Annotated in this window: 17 protein-coding genes and 1 pseudogene; 13 read left to right on the top strand and 5 right to left on the bottom strand. The window is 71.5% G+C overall.

All coding sequences use genetic code 11. The features are described 5' to 3' along the window. Window positions 1-133: 133 nt before the first annotated feature. Window positions 134-667, bottom strand: coding sequence for an EF-hand domain-containing protein (locus tag JS521_RS17755; protein WP_205083947.1), 534 nt, complete (start codon window positions 665-667; stop codon window positions 134-136). A gap of 215 nt (window positions 668-882) precedes the next feature. Then, window positions 883-1,671: a class I SAM-dependent methyltransferase gene (locus JS521_RS17750; protein WP_205083946.1), complete on the bottom strand. Its 789-nt coding sequence runs from the start codon at window positions 1,669-1,671 to the stop codon at window positions 883-885. 226 nt (window positions 1,672-1,897) lie between these two features. Here JS521_RS17750 and JS521_RS17745 point away from each other — a divergent pair, with 226 nt between their 5' ends. Continuing rightward, window positions 1,898-2,695 carry a helix-turn-helix domain-containing protein gene (locus JS521_RS17745; RefSeq protein WP_205083945.1) on the top strand — a complete coding sequence of 266 codons (798 nt, stop codon included), beginning with the start codon at window positions 1,898-1,900 and terminating at the stop codon, window positions 2,693-2,695. 32 nt (window positions 2,696-2,727) lie between these two features. On the opposite strand, the gene JS521_RS17740 is transcribed toward JS521_RS17745, so the two are convergent. Beyond that, window positions 2,728-3,825 (bottom strand): MerR family transcriptional regulator, encoded by a 1,098-nt coding sequence (locus JS521_RS17740; protein ID WP_205083953.1) that lies wholly within the window; start codon window positions 3,823-3,825, stop codon window positions 2,728-2,730. Window positions 3,826-4,094: 269 nt separating this feature from the next. Between JS521_RS17740 and JS521_RS17735 the strand changes: the two genes are divergently transcribed. Genes JS521_RS17735 through JS521_RS17720 form a run of 4 tightly spaced genes read left to right on the top strand, consistent with a single transcriptional unit; the run spans window position 4,095 to window position 8,129 of the window. Beyond that, complete coding sequence (locus JS521_RS17735) at window positions 4,095-5,135, top strand: iron-siderophore ABC transporter substrate-binding protein (RefSeq protein WP_205083944.1); 1,041 nt, start codon at window positions 4,095-4,097, stop codon at window positions 5,133-5,135. After that, complete coding sequence (locus JS521_RS17730) at window positions 5,132-6,175, top strand: FecCD family ABC transporter permease (protein WP_205083943.1); 1,044 nt, start codon at window positions 5,132-5,134, stop codon at window positions 6,173-6,175. Before JS521_RS17735 ends, JS521_RS17730 begins: the two co-directional genes overlap by 4 nt. Then, a complete protein-coding gene (locus JS521_RS17725) occupies window positions 6,172-7,245 on the top strand; it encodes a FecCD family ABC transporter permease (protein WP_205083942.1) in 1,074 nt (357 codons plus the stop codon). Before JS521_RS17730 ends, JS521_RS17725 begins: the two co-directional genes overlap by 4 nt. Then, window positions 7,242-8,129, top strand: coding sequence for an ABC transporter ATP-binding protein (locus JS521_RS17720; RefSeq protein ID WP_205083941.1), 888 nt, complete (start codon window positions 7,242-7,244; stop codon window positions 8,127-8,129). Before JS521_RS17725 ends, JS521_RS17720 begins: the two co-directional genes overlap by 4 nt. Here JS521_RS17720 and JS521_RS17715 read toward each other — a convergent pair. After that, complete coding sequence (locus JS521_RS17715) at window positions 8,060-9,280, bottom strand: Dyp-type peroxidase (protein ID WP_239487425.1); 1,221 nt, start codon at window positions 9,278-9,280, stop codon at window positions 8,060-8,062. The two genes, JS521_RS17720 and JS521_RS17715, sit on opposite strands and share 70 nt — an antisense overlap. A gap of 252 nt (window positions 9,281-9,532) precedes the next feature. Between JS521_RS17715 and JS521_RS17710 the strand changes: the two genes are divergently transcribed. The 7 genes from JS521_RS17710 (at window position 9,533) to JS521_RS17680 (ending at window position 20,362) form a co-directional block, all read left to right on the top strand. Beyond that, complete coding sequence (locus tag JS521_RS17710) at window positions 9,533-10,768, top strand: cytochrome P450 (protein WP_205083940.1); 1,236 nt, start codon at window positions 9,533-9,535, stop codon at window positions 10,766-10,768. A 19-nt stretch (window positions 10,769-10,787) separates the two neighbouring features. Next, window positions 10,788-11,921, top strand: a complete 1,134-nt coding sequence (locus tag JS521_RS17705) for a type III polyketide synthase (RefSeq protein ID WP_307847906.1) — start codon at window positions 10,788-10,790, stop codon at window positions 11,919-11,921. Window positions 11,922-12,020: 99 nt separating this feature from the next. Next, the gene (locus JS521_RS17700) at window positions 12,021-13,211 is read left to right on the top strand and encodes a S8 family peptidase (RefSeq protein WP_205083938.1); all 1,191 of its coding nucleotides are present in this window, start codon (window positions 12,021-12,023) and stop codon (window positions 13,209-13,211) included. Window positions 13,212-13,427: 216 nt separating this feature from the next. Beyond that, window positions 13,428-17,717, top strand: a complete 4,290-nt coding sequence (locus JS521_RS17695; RefSeq protein ID WP_205083951.1) for a discoidin domain-containing protein — start codon at window positions 13,428-13,430, stop codon at window positions 17,715-17,717. Window positions 17,718-17,840: 123 nt separating this feature from the next. Next, entirely contained in the window at window positions 17,841-18,848 is a 1,008-nt protein-coding gene (locus JS521_RS17690; RefSeq protein WP_205083937.1) for a LacI family DNA-binding transcriptional regulator, read from the top strand. Window positions 18,849-18,928: 80 nt separating this feature from the next. Beyond that, the gene (locus tag JS521_RS17685) at window positions 18,929-19,246 is read left to right on the top strand and encodes a cupin domain-containing protein (RefSeq protein WP_205083936.1); all 318 of its coding nucleotides are present in this window, start codon (window positions 18,929-18,931) and stop codon (window positions 19,244-19,246) included. 138 nt (window positions 19,247-19,384) lie between these two features. Beyond that, a complete protein-coding gene (locus JS521_RS17680) occupies window positions 19,385-20,362 on the top strand; it encodes a YihY/virulence factor BrkB family protein (RefSeq protein ID WP_239487423.1) in 978 nt (325 codons plus the stop codon). Between the two features lie 41 nt (window positions 20,363-20,403). On the opposite strand, the gene JS521_RS17675 is transcribed toward JS521_RS17680, so the two are convergent. Next, window positions 20,404-21,249, bottom strand: coding sequence for a M12 family metallo-peptidase (locus tag JS521_RS17675; protein ID WP_205083935.1), 846 nt, complete (start codon window positions 21,247-21,249; stop codon window positions 20,404-20,406). Between the two features lie 223 nt (window positions 21,250-21,472). Between JS521_RS17675 and JS521_RS17670 the strand changes: the two are divergent. Continuing rightward, window positions 21,473-22,285, top strand: a pseudogene (locus JS521_RS17670) (ABC transporter substrate-binding protein); the annotation flags it as partial. Between the last annotated feature and the right edge of the window lie 77 nt (window positions 22,286-22,362).

The raw sequence follows: 22,362 nt of genomic DNA, 5'->3' as shown, positions 1-22,362 counted from the left end.
CTCCCGCCCCCCGCCGGGCCGCCGGCCGGCCGGGGGCCCCCCCCCGCCCTGGCTCCGGGCTGCCCCCGGGGTGGGTGGTGCCCCCCCCTTCCCTCCCGGGGGGGCCCCCCACGGTTCATCAGGGGTCCTCCGGTCAGACAGGGGTGCCGACGACCAAGTGGTCCCCGGGGATACCGGCCTTGCCGGGTGCGTAGTAGTCCTTGATCCCGGCGACCCACGTCTCCACCCGGATCCGGTCCCCGTCGGTCGGCTCGAACGCGTCGAAGAGCGCGTCGATGTTCGCCGGCTCGAACCCGATCGCCCTCATCAGCGCCATGAACAGCGGCCGCTCGATCAGGCCGTCGCCGTCCGGGTCGCCCAGCGCGGCCAGCGCCTCGGCGAACACGGCGATGGTCGCGTCGAACCGCTCCGGCGACAGTACGCACGCCGTGAACTCCTCGAAGCTGATCTCGCCGTCGCCGTTCTCGTCCAGCTCGGTGAGCAGAGTCGTCCAGTACCGCCGGAACGCCCCGCGCATCGCGTCCTTCGCCGCCTGGTCCGAGGCGTGTGCCTCGCTGACGACGCGGCCGGCCATGAGCTCGAAGTCGTCGGCCTCCAGGACTCCGTTGGCGTTGGCATCGAACAGGGAGAAGACGAGCGCGACCCGCCGGTTGGCCTCAGTGGTCATGAATCCGTCACCTTTCGCCGTACGGTCCCGCCGACCGGCAGCCCGGTCGGCCCACCCACTGTCCGGCCGAGGGGCGGCGGGCACGACGAAAGCCGCAGCCCTTTCACCTGAAGCACGTAACCACCCCCGCGTAAACGTCGAGTTGAGGCAGACGGTTGAGCCCAGTGCCCCCGCACGCCCCGGTACGAGCCGTGGAGGCCCTGGCGTTCCGGTTGCTACTCGGCCTGCAGTACGAAGAACAGGAAGCACAGGAAGCGCGGCTCGGCGGCCATGGCCTCGGGGAACATCTCGCGGGCGGCGGGATCAGGCTCCGGCTCGCTGATGGCAGTGATCCGGAAACCGGCCCCGGTGAAAGCCTCGACCATCGCGTGCAGCGGCCTGTTCCAGCGACTCACCAGGGCGGTATGACCTCCCACGGTCCACTCCACGGTCCATTTGGTGGTGTCGAAGTAGTTGCACTCGGCCTCGCGGCCGGCCTCGCGGTGTATGAGGTTGACAGCGAAGGGATGGTCGACAGAAGCGATCAGCCGACCGCCGGGCTTGAGCGTGCGTCGAAGCTCGGCCAGCGCCGGCCCCCAGTCCTCCAGGTAGTGCAGCACCAGGGACGCGACGACATCGTCGAACGTGTCATCAGGGTACGGAAGCCGACTGCCCAGGTCCGTGACCTGCAGGTCCGCACCGTCGCCGAGCCGCTGCCGGGCCAGCTGCAGCATCTCGGCACTCACGTCGAAGCCACTCACCATGGCGCCACGGTCGCGCAGCGCGGCGAACAGGGCCCCCGAGCCGCAGCCGACGTCGAGGATCCGCCGGGCGGCCACGTCTCCAGCGAGGGCCAGCATCGCGGGCCGCTCGTAGTAGGCATTGACCAGGTTGGTCTCGTTCGCCGCCGTGTACGCCTCGGCGAAGCCGTTGTAGTCGTTGGCCTTCGACGAATCCACACTCACCGCGGACGGCGAGACCAGCCTGCTGGAAATCGCGTGCTCCTGGCGCTCGCTTGAGATCATGGTGCGGGAGACGTGCGCTGCAGCAGTTCGGTTCCTGGCCGCGGCCGTTGCGCAACATGGTCGTACGGGTCCATCTCGTCCACCCCGGAACCCGCGCCGTACCGGAGAAGCGGGCACAACGGCAGACAGGAGCAGCGCGACCGGCCGCCGGGCCCACCTTCTAGGCTGGGCGGATGCGAGAGACACCCGCCGTGACCGGCCGCCGTGCGAACGGGGCCCGTGCCGCATGACCGCGGAAGCCGGGCCTGCCCCGACCCGGGAGACCCGGTCGCTGCCCACGCACGCGCCCGGATCGGTCGAGACGCCCTTCGTCATCCAGGCCTACGACGAGGTCGTCTCCCACGACACGCTCTGGGACGCCCACTCCCATCCCTTCCACGAACTGCTCTGGAACGAGCGGGGCGCCTCCTCCGCGGTGGTCGGCGAACGCATCTGGACGATCACCCCCGCCCTCGGTCTGTGGATGCCGGCCGGAACGCTGCACTCCGGCTCGGCGACTGCGGGAACCTGGTTCCGGGCGAGCTTCTTCGGCTTCCGTACGACGTCGTCGATCTCCGACACCCCGGTCGCCGTCGAGATCACCCCTCTGCTCCGCCTCCTCCTGGAACGGCTCGGCGAACCCGGCCTCGCCCCCTCCTCCCGGGCCGCGACCGAGGCGCTGGTCCTCGACGTCCTCGCCCCGTCGCCCCGCGAACTGCTCGTGCAGATCCCCACCTCCGACCTCCTGCGCCCCGTCGCGGACGCGGTCCGCGAGGATCCGGCCGACCAGCGGACGTTGGCGGACTGGGCGTCCGAGCTGGGCGTGAGCACGCGTACGGTCACGCGGGCGTTCAGCGCCGAGACGGGCACGAGCTTCGTACGGTGGGTCGCGGCCGTCCGCGCCCAGCACGCGATCGACCTGCTGGCCCGGGGCTGGGACGTCGAGTCGGTGGCCGAACAGGCCGGCTACCGCTCGGCCAGCGCCTTCGGCGTCGCCTTCCGCCGGACCACCGGGCTGACACCGGGGGCCTTCCGGCCGGGGTGAGCCGCTTCCGGGTCCTGCGTGCGCTCCTGGGTTCACGCCGTGAGCAGGCGCAGGCCCAGATCCGCCGCGTCGAGTCCGGCCAGATCCCCGTTCCGCTCGGCCCACCGGCCCGAGGCGAGGTCGTCGCCGAGGCTGCGCACCGCCCGCCCCTCCGCCTCGGGCCCGACCCTCGTCCACACCGACATCGCGCGGCGGACACGCTCCTCCAGGTACGCCTCCGGCCGGCGCCAGTACGCCTCGAACAGGCTGTCGACGCAGTCCCACGGCACGGGCACCGGCTCGGCGCGGCCGCCGATCGCATCGGCCATTTTGGCGAGCGAGGGGAACTCCGCGAGGACGCAGGTGAACTCGGGCAGGTAGTCGCGGGTCAGCCAGAACCGGTCCGGCCACCCGGGCTCATCGGTGTCGAAGGTGAGCACCACCACCCGGCGGGCCACGCGCCGCATCTCGCGCAGCCCCGCGAGCGGATCGCCCCAGTGGTGAACGGTGGAGACGGCCATCGCGACATCGAAGGAGCGGTCTGCGAACGGCAGGTTCTCCGCGGCGGCGGCCACGCACGGCGCCGAGCCCGGCGGCCGCTGCGCCCGCATGACCGCGGACGGCTCCACCGCGGTCACCTGGCGGTCCGCGGGCTCGTAGGACCCCGTACCGGCCCCGACGTTCAGCACCGTCCGCGCCTCTCCGAGAGCCTCCCAGATCTGCGCGGCGATCCGGGGATCGGTACGCCGCGTCGCGGTGTAGGCGCCGCCGATCGTGTCGTACAGCCGCGCGCCGAGCATCTCCAGCTGCTCCTCCGGTGTCACCCTGACCCCCTTCGCCCGTGCCGCCAGTTCCCTGTCGATGGCCGCCACCATCGTGTCGGTGCGAGCGCGCCGCTCCAGCAGCAGGCTCCGCTGCCGGCGCAGGTGTGCCACCGCGTCGGCCGAGGGATCGTCGACCAGTTCCGCGATCTCCCGCAGCCCGAAGCCCAGCCGCCGGTAGGCCAGCACCTCCCGCAGCCGCTCCACGTCGGCGGCCGCGTAGGCCCGGTACCCGGCCGCGGTCCGTGCCGACGGCCTGACCAGTCCGACCCCGTCGTAGTGATGCAGCGTGCGGACGCTCACGCCGGCCAGCTCGGCGACGCGCCCCACGGTCCAGTGATCTTCCACGGCACCGACTATGCGGCCTGACGTCACGTGAGGGTCAAGAGCGTCATGCGCCGCCGCCACGAATGTCCTCATCGCTACAACGCCTGTCTCAAACAGTTGATTGCGACATCTGTGCCTCCTCTCATAAAGTGCAAAGGCAAGCCTTACCTAAGCCGCTGCGTCCTCCGCATCGCACCCCACCACGACGGCAGCCCACGCCCGGACGTGCGGGAAGCGGCACCCCGACCCTCCGGAAAGCCGGGTACTCACCCATGTCCTCACACCGCCTCCGCCTGCTCGCCGTAGCAGCCGCCCTCGTCTCCGTCGCCGCCTGCGGCGGGAACGGAAGCGGCGACGCCGAGAACACGAAGAAGGAGGGGGGTGGATCCGGCGCCTTCCCCCTGACCGTCGAGCACGCCCTCGGTACGACCACCATCCCGGCCAAGCCGAAGCGCGTCGCGACCGTCAACTGGGCCAACCACGAAGTGCCCCTGGCGCTCGGCGTCGTGCCCGTGGGCATGGCCGCGGCGAACTTCGGCGACGACAACAACGACGGCGTGCTGCCCTGGGTCGAGGAGAAGCTCGACGACCTGAAGGCCAAGACGCCGGTACTCTTCGACGAGACGGACGGCATCGACTTCGAGGCCGTCGCGGACACGAAGCCGGACGTCATCCTCGCCGCGTACTCGGGTCTGACCAAGAAGGACTACGAGACCCTCAGCGAGATCGCCCCCGTCGTCGCCTACCCGGATGCCGCCTGGGCGACGCCGTGGCGCGAGATCATCCGGACGAACAGCAAGGCGATCGGGCTGGCCGACGAGGGCGAGAAGCTGATCAAGAAGCTCGACGGGGACATAGCCAAGACCGCCGCCAAGTACCCGCAGCTCAAGGGCAAGTCGGCGATGTTCATGACGCACGTCGACCCCAACGACGTCAGCGAGGTCGGCTTCTACACCGCCCACGACACCCGCACCCAGTTCTTCCAGGACCTCGGCATGAAGATCCCCGGGTCCATCGCGAAGGCCTCCGAGGGCACGGACAAGTTCGCCCTCACCAAGAGCGCCGAGCAGATCGACGCGTTCGACGACGTCGACATCATCACCGGCTACGGCGACGACACCGGTGAGCTGCTGAAGACCATCACCAAGGACCCGCTGCTCTCGAAGATCCCGGCCGTCGAGCGCGGTTCGACGTACCTCCTGCCCGGCAGCTCGCCGCTGGCCACCGCCGCCAACCCGACGCCGCTGTCGATCGGTTACGTGCTCGACGACTACGCCGCCGCCCTCGCCGAGGCCGCGGACAAGGTCAAGTGACCTCGCTCGACATCCGTACCCCGCCGGACGCCGTCACCAGCAGGCGTCCGGCGGGCGTGCGCCTGCTGTGGTTCCTGCTCTCCCTGCTCACCCTGGCCGCCGTCATGGTCGCCTCCGTGGCCTTCGGCTCCCGCGACGTGCCGTGGTCCGACGTCGTCGCTGCGCTCGGCGGCTCCGACGACACCCTGGGGCAGGCGGCCGCGACCAAGCGCATGCCCCGTACGGTCCTCGCCGTCGTCATCGGCGCGGCGCTCGGCCTCGCGGGCGGCGTGATGCAGGGCGTGACCCGTAACCCGCTGGCCGACCCGGGCATCCTCGGCGTCAACATGGGGGCCTCCCTCGCCGTCGTCACGGCGGTCGCGTTCTTCGGGCTCACCTCGCCGACCGGCTACATCTGGGTCGCCATCGTGGGCGCCGCCCTCTCCGCCCTGTTCGTCTACACCGTCGGGACGCTCGGCAGGGGAGGGGCCACCCCGCTCAAGCTGGCGCTCGCCGGGGCCGCCACGTCCGCCGCCTTCGCCTCGCTCGTCAGCGCGGTCATCCTGCCGCGCAACGACATCGCCGGAAGCTTCAAGCTCTGGCAGATCGGCGGCGTCGGCGGCGCGTCCTTCGAACGCATCGGCCAGGTCGCGCCGTTCCTCGTCGTCGGCTTCGCCGTCTGCCTGCTCTCCGCGCGTGCCCTGAACTCCCTCGCCCTGGGCGATGAGTTGGCAGCCGGTCTCGGCGAACGCGTCGCCGTGGCACGGGCCGTGGCCGCGCTCGGCGCCGTCCTGCTGTGCGGAGCCGCCACCGCCGTCGCCGGGCCCATCGGCTTCGTCGGCCTCGTCGTCCCGCACACCTGCCGCCTCCTCGTGGGCGTCGACCACCGCTGGCTCCTGCCGCTCTCGGCGGTGCTCGGCGCGGTCCTGCTCACCGCCGCCGACATCGTCGGCCGGATCGTGGCCCGCCCCTCCGAGATCGACGTCGGCATCGTCACGGCCCTGATCGGGGCCCCCTTCTTCATCTACATCGTCCGCCGACAGAAGGTGCGTGCCCTGTGAGCGCCCCCGCCCTCACCCGGCCGGCCCCCCAGGAGGCCGCGCCCGCCTCCGTCGCGGCCGCCACCCGCCGCCGCGTGCGGGGCGCCTCGCGCCGCCGCCGCGTCGTCCTGGTGCTGGTCCTCCTCGTGGTCGCCGCGTTCGCCGTGACCCTGATGGCGGGCCGCACCTACTACCCGCCCGGCGACGTGTTCCGGGTGATCCTCGGCGAACAGGTGCCCGGCGCGTCGTTCACCGTGGGCCGGCTGCGGCTGCCCCGCGCGGTCCTCGCCCTGGTCGCCGGATTCAGCTTCGGCCTCGCCGGCGTCACCTTCCAGACGATGCTCCGCAACCCCCTCGCCAGCCCCGACATCATCGGCATCAGCTCCGGCGCGAGCGCCGCCGCGGCCATCGCCATCGTCACCCTGTCCCTCGGCGAGGTGCAGGTCTCCGCCCTCGCCATCGCCGCCGGACTCGGCGTCGCCCTGCTGGTGTACTCACTGGCGTTCAAGGGCGGCGTCGTCGGCACCCGGCTCATCCTCATCGGCATCGGGATCTCCGCGATGCTCGACAGCATCACCTCCTACGTCCTTTCCCAGGCCGCCGAATGGGACCTCCAGGAGGCGATGCGCTGGCTGACCGGCAGCCTCAACGGCGCCACCTGGGACGAGGTCGTCCCCGCCCTCGTCGCAGCGGCCGTCCTCACCCCGCTGCTGCTGGGCCAGGCCCGTAACCTCTCCGCGCTCCAGCTCGGCGACGACACCGCCTCCGCCCTGGGCGTACGCGTCGAACGCACCCGGATCACCGTGATCGTGGCCGCGGTGGGGCTCATCGCCTTCGCCACGGCGGCGGCCGGACCCATCGCGTTCGTGGCGTTCCTCTCCGGGCCCATCGCCGCCCGGATCGTCGGAGCGGGCGGCTCGCTGCTCGTGCCCGCCGGACTCGTCGGCTCGCTGCTCGTCCTCGTCGCCGACTTCACCGGCCAGTTCGCCTTCGGCGAGCGCTACCCGGTCGGCGTCGTCACCGGCGTCCTCGGAGCCCCCTACCTCGTCTACCTGATCATCCGCACCAACCGGGCGGGAGGCTCGCTATGACCACGCACCACCGACTGACCGCCGAAGGACTCACCCTCGGCTACGGCGACCGCACCGTCGTCGACTCCCTCGACCTGGCCGTACCGCCCGGGCGGATCACCGTCATCGTCGGCGCCAACGCCTGCGGCAAGTCGACGCTGCTGCGCTCCATGTCCCGGCTGCTCGCCCCGCGCGCCGGCCGCGTCGTCCTGGACGGCAAGGAGGTGCACCGGCTGCCCGCCAAGGAGCTGGCCCGCACCCTCGGACTGCTGCCGCAGTCGCCGATCGCACCCGAGGGCATCACCGTCTCCGACCTCGTCGGCCGCGGCCGCCACCCGCACCAGGGGATCTTCTCCCGCTGGAACGAGCAGGACGACGCCGCCGTGGCCGCCGCCCTGGAGGCCACCCACACCGAACCGCTCGCCGAACGCGCCGTGGACGAACTCTCCGGCGGCCAGCGCCAGCGCGTCTGGATCGCCATGGCGCTCGCCCAGCAGACCGACCTGCTGCTGCTCGACGAGCCGACCACCTTCCTCGACGCCAGCCACCAGATCGAGGTCCTCGACCTCCTCACCGACCTGAACCGCTCGCGCGGCACCACCATCGTCATGGTCCTGCACGACCTCAACCTCGCCGCCCGGTACGCCGACCACCTGATCGCCCTCGCCGACGGCGGCCTCCACGCCTCCGGCACCCCGGCCGAAGTGCTGACCGAGGAGACCGTCCGGGCGGTGTTCGACCTCGACAGCCGCATCATCGAGGATCCCGTCTCGGGGCGGCCCCTGATGCTCCCGATCGGCCGCCACCACGTGCTCGACGGAGCGACGCCGGTCCCTCAGGAATCGAGCAGTGCCGAGCCGTACCAGTCCGAGGTGTCGGTCACTCCCGGCAGCGCGAGGAAGTAGCCGCCGCCCGTCGTGGTGCTGAAGTCCGCGAACCGCTCGCCCTCCAGCCGCTTCTGCACCGTGGCGAACTGCCGGGCGATGTCCTGCTGGTAGCAGCAGAACACCAGCCCCACGTCGAGCGTCCCGTCGGGCGCGAGGCCCTGGTCGACGTTGTAGCTCCGGCGCAGCAGGACCGAGTCCTCGCTCCCGGGGGTACGGGGATTGGCCCGGCGGACATGGGAGTCCAGCGGGGTCACCCGGCCCTGCGGGTCGCGCCCGTAGTCGAGCGGATCGCTCTCCTTCTTCCCGTCGAGCGGCGCGCCGGTCGACTTGCGCCGGCCGAAGATCCGCTCCTGCTCGGCCGGCGGAACCCGGTCCCACGCCTCGGCCCGCAACCGGATGGTGCGCAGGACCTGGTAGCTTCCGCCACGCGCCCAGCCGGGCCCCTCCGGACCGACCCAGACCAGCCGGTCCATCTCCCGCGCCGACGCCGTGTCCGGGTGCGCCGTGCCGTCCTTGAAGCCGGCGAACGACCGGGGGCTGCCCTCGGGGCGCGGCGGGTTCACGAACCCGTCGACCCGCCACCGTGCCCGCAGCAGCCCGGTGGTCTCCCGCGCCAGATCCCGTACGACATGGAGGACGGCGTCCGGGTGCTGGGCGCAGACCTGTACCGAGAGATCCCCGTGGCAGCCTGCCGGTTCGAGCCGGTCCCCGGGGAAGCGCGGCATCCGGGTGAGGCCGGGCGGCCGCGCCCCCGCCAGCCCGAAACGCCCGTCGAACAGTGAGGCGCCGACTCCCACGGTGATCGTCAGCCGGTCCTCGGGGCCGCCCCCCACCGCCGCGACGTCCGGATCCTTCGGGGTGACTCCGGCGGTCAGAACGCGGGACCGCACGGTCAGCTTCCGCAAGAGCGCCGCCAGCTCCGTCCGGTCCCGCGCGAGCACGTCGAAGGCGACGAAACCGCCGAACCGCTGCTGCGGGGTGAGGATCCCCGCCTGGTGCGCGCCGTGGAACGGCACCCGGCCGTCGTCCGGGTCCGCTGCCGGGGCGCCGGCAGCGGTGCCCGCCGACACCGCGCCGATCAGCCCCGCGCCTCCCACGACACCCGCGGCACCCCGTACGAAGGTTCGTCGGCCGAGACGCGCGTCCCGGTATTGGTCACTTTCCGTCATGGTCGTTCCCTTTTCGCGAGGCGGACGGGCTGCTCTGTCCCCCTCACCTCTACCGCGCCGAGCACCATCTCAGCGCCGCTTCCTCCGTGCGGTGCGGTTCGTCTGGGCCGGGAGGCCGAGCGCCGGGGCGTGCGCCCCCCTGATCGGCTGACTACGAACAGTGAGTGACATGTTTCGCGGTACGGCGGGGGACACAGGGGAGGTCTGTTCCCGGGCCCGGCTCCGGGATGTCCTGAACACCCCGAACCGGCCATGGGGAGAACCTCGGTGGAGAACACCTCGGTGCAGCACAAGGAATCCGTACGGACCTGCCCGTTCGACTACGCGCAGCAGCTGGAGTTCGACCCCCAGCTCAGGCAATTGCTGACCGAGGAGCCGGTCTCCCGCATCCGGATGGCGTACGGCGAGGGCGAGGCCTGGCTCGTCACCCGCTACGAGGACGTCCGGACGGTCACCACCGACCGGCGGTTCAGCCGCAGCGCCGTCCTCGGTCGTGACTTCCCCCGGATGACCCCGGAGCCGATCGTCCAGGCCGAGTCCATCAACCTCATGGACCCGCCCGCCAGCAGCCGGCTCCGCTCCCTGGTCGCCAAGAGCTTCACCCCCCGCCGCGTCGAGCAGATGCGTGGCGGAACCCAGCGTGTCGTCGACCGGCTGCTGGACGAGATGGCGGACGAAGGCTCACCGGCCGACTTCGTCGCCCGGGTCTCCTCACCGCTGCCGCTGATCACCATCTGCGAGGCGCTCGACATCCCCGAGGCCGACCGCCCCTGGCTCCGCGCCCACGCCATGACCATGATGAACGTCGGTGCCGCAGGCAAGGAGGACGCCGTACGCGCCAAGGCGGAGCTGCGCGGCTACTTCCAGGAGCTGACCGCCGAGCGCCGCCGCTCCCCGGGCGAGGACCTCATCAGCACCCTGGCCACCGCCCGGGACGGCGCCGAACTCCTGGACGACGACGAGCTGGCCGTCATGGCGATGGTCCTGCTCATCACCGGCCAGGACACCACCACCTACCAGCTCGGCAACATCGCCTACACCCTGCTCACCCGTCCCGAACTCCTCCACTCCCTCCAGGCCGAACCGGCGCGGCTGCCCCGCACCCTGGAGGAGCTGCTGCGCCACATCCCCTTCCGCAAGGGCGTCGGCATCCCGCGCATCGCCCTTCAGGACGTGGAGCTCAGCGGTGTCCTCATCAAGGCCGGGGACGTGGTCCACGTGTCCTACCTGACGGCCAACCGGGACGCCGCCAAGTTCGACCGCCCCGACGAGCTGGACCCCGACCGCCCGTCCATCCCCCATATGACGTTCGGCTGGGGTGCCCACCACTGCCTGGGCGCGCCGCTCGCCACCATGGAGCTGGAAGTCGCCTTCTCCACGTTGCTGACCCGCTTCCCGGCCCTGCGTCTGGACGTGCCGCCCGAGGACATCGAGTGGAACACGACGTCCATCTGGCGCTACCCGCTCGCCCTGCCCGTCACGTGGTGACGAGAGCCTCCGCTCCGAGATACGAGGAGAACCCATGGCGACCCTGTGCAGACCCGCCATCGCTGTGCCCGAGCACGTCATCACGATGCAGCAGACCCTGGACCTGGCCCGCGAGACCCACGCCGGGCACCCGCAGCGCGATCTCGTCCTGCGGCTCATCCAGAACACCGGCGTCCAGACCCGGCACCTCGTGCAGCCCATCGAGGAGACCCTGAAGCACCCCGGATTCGAGCTCCGCAACCGGGTGTACGAAGCCGAGGCCAAGAGGCGGGTGCCCGACGTCGTCCGGCAGGCCCTCGCCAACGCCGGGACCGACCCGGCAGAGATCGACCTGATCGTCTACGTCTCCTGCACGGGCTTCATGATGCCCTCGCTGACCGCGTGGCTCATCAACACCATGGGCTTCCGGCCCGAGACCCGCCAACTGCCCATCGCCCAGCTCGGCTGCGCGGCGGGCGGCGCGGCCATCAACCGCGCGCACGACTTCTGCGTGGCCTACCCCGAGGCCAACGTCCTCATCGTCTCCTGCGAGTTCTGCTCGCTCTGCTACCAGCCCACCGACATCGGGGTCGGCTCGCTGCTCTCCAACGGGCTGTTCGGGGACGCCCTCTCCGCCGCCGTCGTCCGGGGACAGGGCGGCACCGGCATGCGGCTGGAGCGCAACGGCTCGCACCTGGTGCCCGACACCGAGGACTGGATCTCCTACGCGGTCCGCGACACCGGCTTCCACTTCCTGCTGGACAAGCGGGTTCCCGGCACCATGGAGATGCTCGCCCCGGTCCTCCAGGACCTGGTCGACCTGCACGGCTGGTCCGTCCCCGACATGGACTTCTTCATCGTCCACGCGGGCGGGCCGCGCATCCTGGACGACCTCTGCCACTACCTGAAGCTGCCGCCGGAGATGTTCCGCTACAGCAGGGCCACCCTCACCGAACGCGGCAACATCGCCAGCTCCGTCGTCTTCGACGCGCTGGCCAGGCTCTTCGACGACGGCGGAGCCGCCGAGTCCGCCCAGGGCCTCATCGCCGGCTTCGGACCCGGCATCACCGCCGAGACGGCCGTGGGCAGCTGGACCAACGACGACCTCCGCCCGTCCGTCGAGCACGACCTCGAGGAACTGGAGCTGACCGCCGGCGTTGCGCTGTCCGGCTGAACCGGCTAAGGCGACCTACGGGCGGGGACGAAGGAACGGGTGTTCGCGCTTCGCGGATGCACTCGCTCCGCGAACGGATCCCCACCCCGAGGAGAATGCATGCGCCTGCCCGCCCGATGGGCCTCGGCCGCACTGCTGCTGGTCGCCCCGGTGATCGCCACCCCCGCCCCGGCCTCGGCCGACAGCAAACCGGAAGGCGTCGCGGTGGAGCAGTCCACCCGGGCCGTACCCGGGCAGTACATCGTCACCCTGGAGCCCGAACTCTCGCCGGACACCGTCCTGCGGGAGCTCGGGCTCGACCCGTTGTTCCGGTACGGAAACGTCCTGCACGGCTTCGCCGCCACGCTCACCGCCGCCGAACTCGAAGCGGTACGGACCGTCCCCGGCGTCCTCGCCGTCGAGGAGAACGCCGAGGTCGCCGTGGACGCGCCCAGGGCGGGAAGCCTCTTCCGCGCCCCCGCGGCCGGCTGGGGCACCGACCGCATCGACCAGCGCACCCTGCCGCTGGACGACACCTTCACCACCACGGCCACCGGCGAGGGCGTGAAGGTGTACGTCGTCGACACCGGGATCGACGCCGCGCACAGCGAGTTCGGCGGCCGGGTCGTGAACGGGTACGACGCGGTCGGGGACGGCCGCGACGGCATGGACTGCAACGGCCACGGCACCCATGTCGCGGGCACCGCGGGCGGGGCGACGTCCGGAGTGGCCGAGGACGCCTCGCTGGTCAACGTACGCGTCCTGAACTGCGAGGGCCGGGGCACCTGGGCCGGCATCCTCGCCGGGTTCGACTGGGTCGCCAAGGACGCCGCCCGCACCAAGGCCCCCGCCGTGCTCAACGCCTCGCTCGGCGGCGCCCGTTCCAGCGCGGTCGACGCGGCGGTCGAGTCCGTCGCCGACGCGGGTGTGCTGCCCGTCGTGGCCGCCGGGAACGACGACCGGGACGCCTGCGACGTCTCCCCGGCCGCCGCCGACGGCGTGGTCACGGTCGGCGCGAGCGACCGGCAGGACCGGGAGACCTCCTTCAGCAACTGGGGCTCCTGCCTCGCGCTGTACGCCCCCGGGGCCGACATCGTCTCCGCCCGGCTCGGCGGCGGCACCGTCTCGCTGAACGGCACCTCCATGGCCAGCCCGCACGTCGCGGGCGTCGCCGCGCTCTACAAGCAGGAGAACCCCTCGGCCTCTCCCGCCGCCGTCGCGCGCTGGCTCAACGGCACGGCCACCCCCGACGTGCTCTCCGGCCTCGGCCAGGGCTCGCCCGATCGGCTGCTGTACACCGGCGGCCTCTGACGTTCCGTCCGACGGCCAGTCCGGCCCCGCCGCATGGGGCCGGACACCCCGTCCGGCTGTTGTCGGAACGGTGGACGGTCTCTCATTTCTCTGCAACTCTCTGACGGCACAACGCAAAAGCGGGCCGCAGCATACGCAGAATTCCGTGTTCCCTGGCTGCGGTCGCAGAGCCGCGCCCTCGACGCGCCGTGCGTCGAGACCGAAGATCGGGGAGCTATCAGAGCCCAACGCTGGAGATGGCGGGCGATATCCGCCCTCGTCACGACCAGTCTTCTAATGATCGGCGTACCGTCGCTCGCCGCAGCGGCGGCCGACGGCCCCAACCTCGCCGCGGGCCGGGCCGCGGCCGCGAGCAGCGCCCACGCCGAGTACGGCGCGTCCAACATCACCGACGGCAACCGGTCGACGTACTGGGAGAGCGCCGGAGGCGGACTGCCCCAGTGGGTCCAGACCGACCTGGGCGCGGGCACCCGCGTCGACGAGGTGAAGCTGACCCTCCCGGCGGGCTGGGAGACCCGCACCCAGACCCTGTCCCTCCAGGGCAGCGCGGACGGCACCAGCTTCGCGACCCTGAAGAACTCCGCGACGTACACCTTCGCCCCGGGGGCCGCGAACGAGGTCACCATCGCGTTCCCGGCCACCCTGACCCGCTTCGTCCGTGTCAACATCACCGCCAACACCGGCTGGCGGGCCGCCCAGCTCTCCGAGCTGGAGGTCCGGGGCGCCGGTGACTCCTCTTCCGACCTGGCGGCGGGCAAGACCCTCACCGCCAGCAGCAGCAACGGATCCCAGACTCCGGCCAACGCCAACGACGGCAACCGGGACAGCTACTGGGCCAGCCGGAACGACCAGTTCCCGCAGTGGATCCAGGCGGACCTGGGCGCGTCGCTGGGCGTGGACCGGGTGGTCCTGCGGCTGCCCGACGGCTGGGCCGCGCGCAGCCAGACCCTGAAGCTCCAAAGCAGCGCCAACGGGACGGACTTCACCGACCTCACCGCCTCCAAGGCCTATCGCTTCGACGCGGCGGGCGGACAGTCGGCGACGATCAGCTTCGACGCCACGACCACCCGGTACATCCGTGTCCTGGTCACCGCCAACACCGGTGCGCAGGGAGCTCAGTTGGCCGAGCTGGAGGTGTACGGGCCCGCCACGGGCGACACGCAGGCCCCGACCGCGCCGGCGAACCTCGCGTTCACCGAGCCCGCCACCGGCCAGATCCGGCTGACCTGGAAGGCCGCGACGGACGACAAGGGCGTCACCGGCTACGACGTCTACGCGAACAACACCCTGCTCACCAGCGTGGCCGGCGACGTCACCACGTACACCGACACCCGCCCGGCCGGGCAGAGCGTCAGCTACTTCGTCCGCGCCAAGGACGCGGCAGGCAACGTGTCCGCCAACAGCAACACCGTCACCCGTAGCGGCGACACCGGCGACACCCAGGCCCCCACCGCCCCCTCCGCGCTGGCGTTCACCGAGCCGTCCAGTGGTTCGGTCAAGCTGACCTGGCAGGCGTCCACCGACAACAAGGGCGTGACCGGCTACGACGTCTACGCCAACAACGTGCTGCGCGGCAGCGTCGCGGGCAACGTGCTGACGTACACCGACACCCAGTCCGCGTCCACCACCGTCAGCTACGTGGTGCGGGCCAAGGACGCGGCGGGCAACGTCTCCGGCGACAGCAACACCGTCACCCGCAACGGGCAGAGCGGCTCGGCCTCCAACCTCGCCGTGAACAAGCCGATCACCGCCTCCTCCGTGGTCCACACCTACGTCGCCGAGAACGCCAACGACAACAGCGCCACCACCTACTGGGAGGGCGCGGGCGGCAGTTACCCGAACACCCTCACCGTGAAGCTCGGCTCCAACGCCGACACCCAGAACGTCGTCGTCAAGCTCAACCCCGACAGCAGCTGGGGACCGCGCACCCAGCGCATCGAGGTCCTCGGCCGGGAGCAGAGCTCCTCGTCCTTCAACTCCCTGGCTGCCGCGAAGGACTACGCCTTCAGCCCCGCGTCCGGCAACACGGTGACCATCCCGGTCTCCGCCCGCGTCGCGGACGTCCAGCTGAAGTTCACCGCCAACAGCGGCTCCGGCGCCGGGCAGGTCGCCGAGTTCCAGGTCCTGGGCGCTCCGGCGGCCAACCCCGACCTCCAGGTCACCGGCATCACCGCCGTGCCCGCCGCCCCGGTCGAGACGGACGAGATCACCCTGACCGCGACCGTCCGCAACGCCGGAGCGCTCGCCGCCCCGGCGAGCAAGGTCGAGCTGCGGCTCGGCTCCACCAAGGTCGCCACCGCCTCGGTCGGCGCCCTGGCGTCCGGAGCCTCCACTCAGGTCAGCGCTTCCATCGGGGCGCGGAACGCGGGCAGTTACGAGCTGAGCGCGGTCGCCGACCCGGCGGACGAGGTCATCGAGCAGAACGAGACCAACAACACCCACACCAGCGCCTCCCCGCTGGTCGTGAAGCCGGTCTCCAGCTCCGACCTGGTGGCCTCGGCGGTCACCAGCTCACCCTCGGCCGCCTCCGCCGGCGACACGGTCACCTTCTCCGTCGCCCTCAAGAACCAGGGCACGGTGGCCTCGGCGGCCGGCGCCCACGGCATCACGCTGACCCTCGTCGACAGCAAGGGCGCCACGGTGAAGACCCTCACCGGCGCCCACAACGGGGCCATCGCGGCGGGAGCCACCACCGCACCGGTCCCGCTGGGCACCTGGACCGCCGCCAACGGCTCGTACTCCGTGCGGACCGTGATCGCGGCCGACGCCAACGAACTCCCGGTCAAGCGCGAGAACAACACCTCCACCCAGGCCCTGTTCGTGGGACGCGGCGCCAACATGCCGTACGCCATGTACGAGGCGGAGGACGGCACGACCGGCGGCGGCGCCCAGGTCGTCGGCCCGAACCGGACCGTGGGAGACATCGCGGGCGAGGCCTCAGGACGCAAGGCCGTCACGCTCAACAACACCGGGAACTACGTCGAGTTCACCACCAGGGCCTCCACCAACACCCTGGTCACCCGGTTCTCCGTCCCCGACGCCCCGGGCGGCGGCGGCATCGACTCCACGCTGAACGTCTACGTCGACGGCGTCTTCCTGAAGAAGATCGACCTCACCTCGAAGTACGCCTGGCTGTACGGGAACGAGACCGCTCCCGGCAACTCCCCGGGCTCCGGGGCGCCCCGTCACATCTACGACGAGGCGAACGTGATGCTGGGCAAGACCGTCCCGGCCGGGTCCAAGATCCGGCTCCAGAAGGACAGCGCCAACACCTCCACGTACGCGATCGACTTCATCAACCTGGAGCAGGTCGCCCCGGTCGCCAACCCGAACCCGGCGACGTACACCGTGCCGGCCGGCTTCACCCACCAGGACGTCCAGAACGCCCTGGACAAGGTCCGCATGGACACCACCGGCACCCTGGTGGGCGTCTACCTCCCGGCGGGGGAGTACAGCACGGCCAGTAAATTCCAGGTCTACGGCAAGGCCGTGAAGGTCGTCGGGGCCGGACCCTGGTACACCCGCTTCAACGCCCCGGCCACGCAGGACAACACGGACGTCGGCTTCCGGGCCGAGGCCAGTGCCAAGGGGTCGTCGTTCGCGAACTTCGCGTACTTCGGCAACTACACCTCCCGGATCGACGGGCCCGGCAAGGTCTTCGACTTCTCCAACGTGTCGGACATCGTCATCGACAACATCTGGAACGAGCACATGGTGTGCCTCTACTGGGGCGCCAACACCGACAACGTCACCATCAAAAACTCCCGTATCCGCAACATGTTCGCCGACGGCGTCAACATGACCAACGGGTCCACCGACAACCTCGTGACCAACAACGAGGCGCGGGCCACCGGTGACGACAGCTTCGCGCTCTTCTCGGCGATCGACGCCGGGGGAGCGGACATGAAGAACAACGTCTACGAGAACCTGACCTCGATCCTCACCTGGCGCGCGGCGGGCATCGCCGTCTACGGCGGGTACGACAACACCTTCCGCAACATCCACATTGCCGACACCCTGGTGTACTCCGGGATCACGGTCAGCTCGCTGGACTTCGGCTACCCGATGAACGGCTTCGGGACCGAACCGACGACGATCGAGAACGTCTCGATCGTGCGCGCGGGCGGTCACTTCTGGGGGTCGCAGACCTTCCCCGGGATCTGGCTGTTCTCGGCGTCGAAGGTGTTCCAGGGCATCCGCATCAACCATGTGGACATCGTCGATCCCACCTACAGCGGGATCATGTTCCAGACGAACTACGTCGGAGGACAGCCGCAGTTCCCGATCCTGGACACCGTGCTCAGCGACATCTCCATCTCGGGGGCGCGCAAGAGCGGTGACGCGTTCGACGCCAAGTCCGGGTTCGGGCTGTGGGCCAACGAGATGCCGGAGGCCGGGCAGGGCCCGGCGGTCGGTGAAGTCACCTTCAACGGTCTGAAGCTCAGCGACAACGCGCAGGACATCAGGAACACCACACCCGGCTTCAAGATCAACATCAACCCGTAGCCCCGGGGGAGGCTGAAAGGCTCGCAAAGGGGCGCTTCCCGATGGCCGGGAAGCGCCCCCCGTTGCGTGCATTCCTTGCGTTGATAAGTCAATTGCTTGCACTGCTTACGTTAGTCTTGCGGCATGACGCGACGACTTGCTCAGGTTGCCAAGAAGGTTGGGGTCAGCGAGGCCACGGTGAGCCGGGTGCTGAACGGCAAGCCCGGGGTGTCCCGGACCACCCGGCAGTCCGTGCTGACGGCCCTGGACGTCCTCGGCTACGAGCGGCCCACCCAACTGCGGGGCGAGCGCGCCCGGCTCGTCGGCCTCGTCCTGCCCGAACTGCAGAACCCGATCTTCCCCGCCTTCGCCGAGGTCATCGGCGGCGCCCTCGCCCAGCAGGGCCTCACCCCCGTCCTGTGCACCCAGACCAAGGGCGGGGTCTCCGAGGCGGACTACGTGGACCTCCTCCTCCAGCAGCAGGTCTCCGGCGTGGTCTTCGCGGGCGGGCTGTTCGCCCAGGCGGACGAGGCCCACGAGCACTACCACCGACTTGCCGAGCGCCGCATCCCCGTCGTGCTGATCAACGCCCCCATAGAAGGGCTCGACTTCCCCTGCGTCTCCTGCGACGACGCGGTCGCCATCGAGCGTGCCTGGCGCCATCTGGCCTCCCTCGGCCACGAGCGCATCGGCGTGGTGATGGGCCCCTCCGACCACGTGCCCTCCCGCCGCAAGCTCGCCGCGGCCCGCGCCGTCGCGGCGGCCACCGGCGGGGAGCTGACCGAGGCGCACGTCGAGCGCTCGATGTTCTCCCTGGAGGGCGGCCAGGCGGCGGCCTCCCGGCTGCTGGAGCGCGGCGTCACCGGCGTCATCTGCGCCAGCGACCCCCTGGCGCTCGGAGCCGTCCGCGCGGCCCGCAGGCGCGGCCTCGGAGTGCCGTCCGACATCTCGGTCGTCGGCTACGACGACTCGGCGTTCATGAACTGCACCGAACCCCCGCTCACCACCATCCGCCAGCCCATCGAGGCCATGGGCCGGGCCGCCGTCGAACTGCTCTGCGCGGGCATCCAGGGCGGCACGCTCCCGCCGGACGAGCTGCTGTTCGAGCCGGAGCTGGTGGTCCGGGGCTCCACCGCCAAGGCGCCCCGCTGAGCCCGGACCACCGGCACAGCCCCTGCCGACCGGGCACGCCAGGATCGCGGGGCACGGGCGGCTGCGGCACAGTGGGGCACATGGACGACCTCAACGTAACTGCCGAGGAACACCTGACCGCGGCCCGCGCCTCCGCGCACGGCCGCAGCGCCCACCTCGTGCTCCAGCAGCCACCCCTGCGGCAGACGGTGATTGCCCTCACCGCGGGGACCGCGCTCGACGAGCACAACGCGCCGCCCGCCGCCTCGCTCCTCGTCCTGCGCGGGAGCGTCCGCCTCACCGCCGCGTCCGGCGACGCGGAACTCCCCGCCGGAGCCCTCCACCCGATCCCGCAGGAACGGCACGGGCTGCTGGCGCTCAGCGACGCCGTGGTCCTGCTCACCGCCGTCAACGACTGACCCGCCACCGATCGCCGGGACACCCCCAGGTGTGCCGCGGCCGCGACGTGGCAGGAGAGGATCGAGCGGGGTCGGCACGTCCGGGAACGGGCAGGTCACCCCGCCCACCGCCGCCACTCACGTCCCCGGAGTATCAGCTTGCCCACCCAGACCGCGTCCGCCGCGGACAGTACCGCCCCCGCCGACGGACGCACCGCACCGCCCCACCGCTGGCGCACCGCTCTGCGCCGCACCCCGGTCTCGCTGTGGAACGACGACATCACCGACTGGGCCGCCGCCCTGACGTACTACGCCATCCTCGCCCTGCTCCCGGCGCTCCTGGTCACCGTGTCCGTGATCGGCCTCGCCAACCCCGACGCGACCAGCGCCCTGATCTCCGACATCACGGCGTTCGCGCCCGCCGAGTCCGGGGAGGCGCTGCGCAGGCCCTTGGAGGCGGCGACCGAGCAGCGCTCCGCCGTCTGGCTGCTCGTCGCGACCGGATCCGTCAGCGCCGTGTGGTCCGCATGCAGCTACCTCGCGGTCTTCCGCCGGGCACTGCACGCGATGTACGGCGTCCGGGAGACGCGCCCGCCTCTGCGGCAGGCGCACATCATCGTCGTCTCGGCGATCGGCCTGCTCCTCCTCCTGATGACCAGCGCCTTCGCTCTTGTCATGACCGGCCCGCTGGCCCGCTGGCTCGGCCGCCGCGTCGGCCTGCCGCACGAGGGGGAGACCTTGTGGGCGGCGCTGAAGTGGCCGCTGCTGGTCTGCCTCGTCGCCTGCCTGATCATGGTCCTCTTCAGCACCGGCCCCCGCTCCGCGCGCGGTATCCGCCGGGGCCTGCCCGGCGGGATACTCGCCGCGTTCTGCTGGCTCACCGCATCGGCGCTGTTCGCCCTGTACGCGACCCAGGTCGGCAGCTACAGCAGGCTCTACGGGTCGCTCGCCGGGCTCGTCGTCTTCCTCATCTGGGTGTGGTTCGCCAACCTGTCGCTGCTGGCAGGCGCCCAGTTCAACGTCGAGTTGCGGCGGCGCGAACCCGGGCGGGAACCCGGCACGGACGCAGCGGTGGCCGACGCGCCCGTGGGCGAGTCCGGCACGGACGCGGGAGGGCCCGTCACGGCCGCCGGCTGAACCGGGCCCGTGGGGCCCGGGGAGGCGGGTCCTCCCCCGGCTCAGCCCTTGGTGCGGTACCCGGCGACAATCGGCATGGTCTCGCGCAGCACCCGTACGCCGTCGTTGTCCGCGTCGCCCAGCCGGTGGCCCTCCCACGTCCCCGTCGCGCTGGAGAACCGGCTGATCCGCCGGCAGTGCTCCCCGCACGCGGAGCGGTACGCCATGATCGTGTAGCGCGTGCCGTCCTCCGTGATCCAGCCGGTGTTGTACGGGCGGTCACGGCTCACGCTCATCGAACCGTCCGCCCCCGCCGCCAGCGTCGTGCGGTCGTGGGCGAGGCCGAGGTTGTGACCGATCTCGTGGCTCGCCGAATCCAGGTCGATCCCGTCGACGTCGACGACCGCGTAGGCGTACTCGTCCGTCGAGCTGTCGAGGGCGGGCGTGTAGTCCGCCGTGCCGCCGCCGCGCTCCTGCCGGTCCACGACCAGCGTGACCAGATCGGCGCCGTACCGCGCCCGCTGTTCGTGCACCTGGCGTCCGAGCCCCGCCGACCTGTGGTCCTTGAGGAGGGCGTACGCGGCACGGAACTCCTCCGACCCCGCGTAACCGGTCGCCGTGTACGGGTGGACGACGCGGATGACGCCGCAGAGCCCGCCCCCGGCCAGGGACCGGTTCATCCGCGTCGCGATCCGCTGGGCCGACGCGGGCACCCGGTGCTCGCCGCCGACCTGCCGCGCCGCCTTCGGTGTGTGGACGACCAGCACGTCGACCACGGGGCACTGCACCGCTCTCGTCACCCCCGCCGCCGGACGTGCCGCGGCCGTGGCCGGTGCCTCCGCCGGGGCGGCCCAGAGCGACACACCGATGCCCACGGCCAGGGCCGCCTTCACGAGGGTCGCGCGCACGTAGTCGACTCCGTCCGGAAGGGGCCGGCCCGGGGCGCCGCCCGATCACTGAAAGTTACTCATTCATAACACTGGGTGGCGTGGCGCGCCCGTCGTGCCCGAAACCGGTCGGCGGGCGTTTGTTCCCTGGCCAGAGGGGTGTGGCGGTGAGGAGGTGGGCAGGTACACGTGTACGAACTCGCACGAATGGAACGGCAGTCGGCGGCAGAGGGGCGTGTGTGACGTGACGGAACAGAGCGAATGGCGGTTCTCCGACGACCGGGGTCAGCAGTCGACGGCGCCCCGCCCGCCCGGGCGGGTGCTGGCCTATGTCCAGGCCGGGGCCACCCTGTGGGATCTCGGAATCCGGCCGGTGGCGATCTTCGGCTCCGACCACGACGGGCCCGACCCCGACACGGCGAAGACCGGAACCCTGCCGCTGGACGAGGTCGCGTACCTCGGTGCGGGCGGCGCCCTGGACGTCGAACGGCTGCTGAGCGCCGCGCCGGACCTCGTGGTGGCCGTCAGCTACGGCGGCGGCCATGTCTACGGGCTGGCCCCCGAGACGGCCAAGCCCCTGGAGGAGAGGGTTCCGGTGGTCGTCCTCGACGTCAGCCAGGCCCGTACGTTCGGTGAGATCGGCGACCGCTTCGCCGAACTGGCCCGCTCGCTCGGCGCCGCGGAACGGCCGGGCGCGGACCGCGACCTTGACGCCGCCCGGGAAAGGCTGCGGGCCGTCGTCGCCGCCACGTCCGCCGACGCGCCCCGGGTGCTCGCCCTCTCCCCGGCCGGTCCGGACCAGGCGCATGTGGCACGCCCCAAGATGTGGCCCGAGCTGCGGGTGCTCACCGAACTGGGCGTCCGGCTGGTGGAGCCCGCCGAAGGCCCCGGGGCCAACTGGTCCACGCAGAGCCGCGCCGACACCTTCGGTCTGCGCCCCGAGGTGATCCTGACCGACATCCGCGCCCACGCCGCCCCGCTGGAAGAACTGCGGGGAAGCGAGGGCGTGCCGACGCCCGTCGTCCCGTGGAACCCCGAGCCCCTCTACGGGCCCCGGGGCCCCCCCCCCCGGCGGGGGCGGGGGGGGGGGCGCCGCGGGGGGGGGGGGGGCCGGGGGGGGGCGGGGGGGGGGGG

It is taken from the genome of Streptomyces durocortorensis (assembly GCF_016901035.1).
Taxonomy (GTDB): Bacteria; Actinomycetota; Actinomycetes; order Streptomycetales; family Streptomycetaceae; genus Streptomyces; species Streptomyces durocortorensis.
This window is presented reverse-complemented; position numbering and strand designations above follow the sequence as displayed.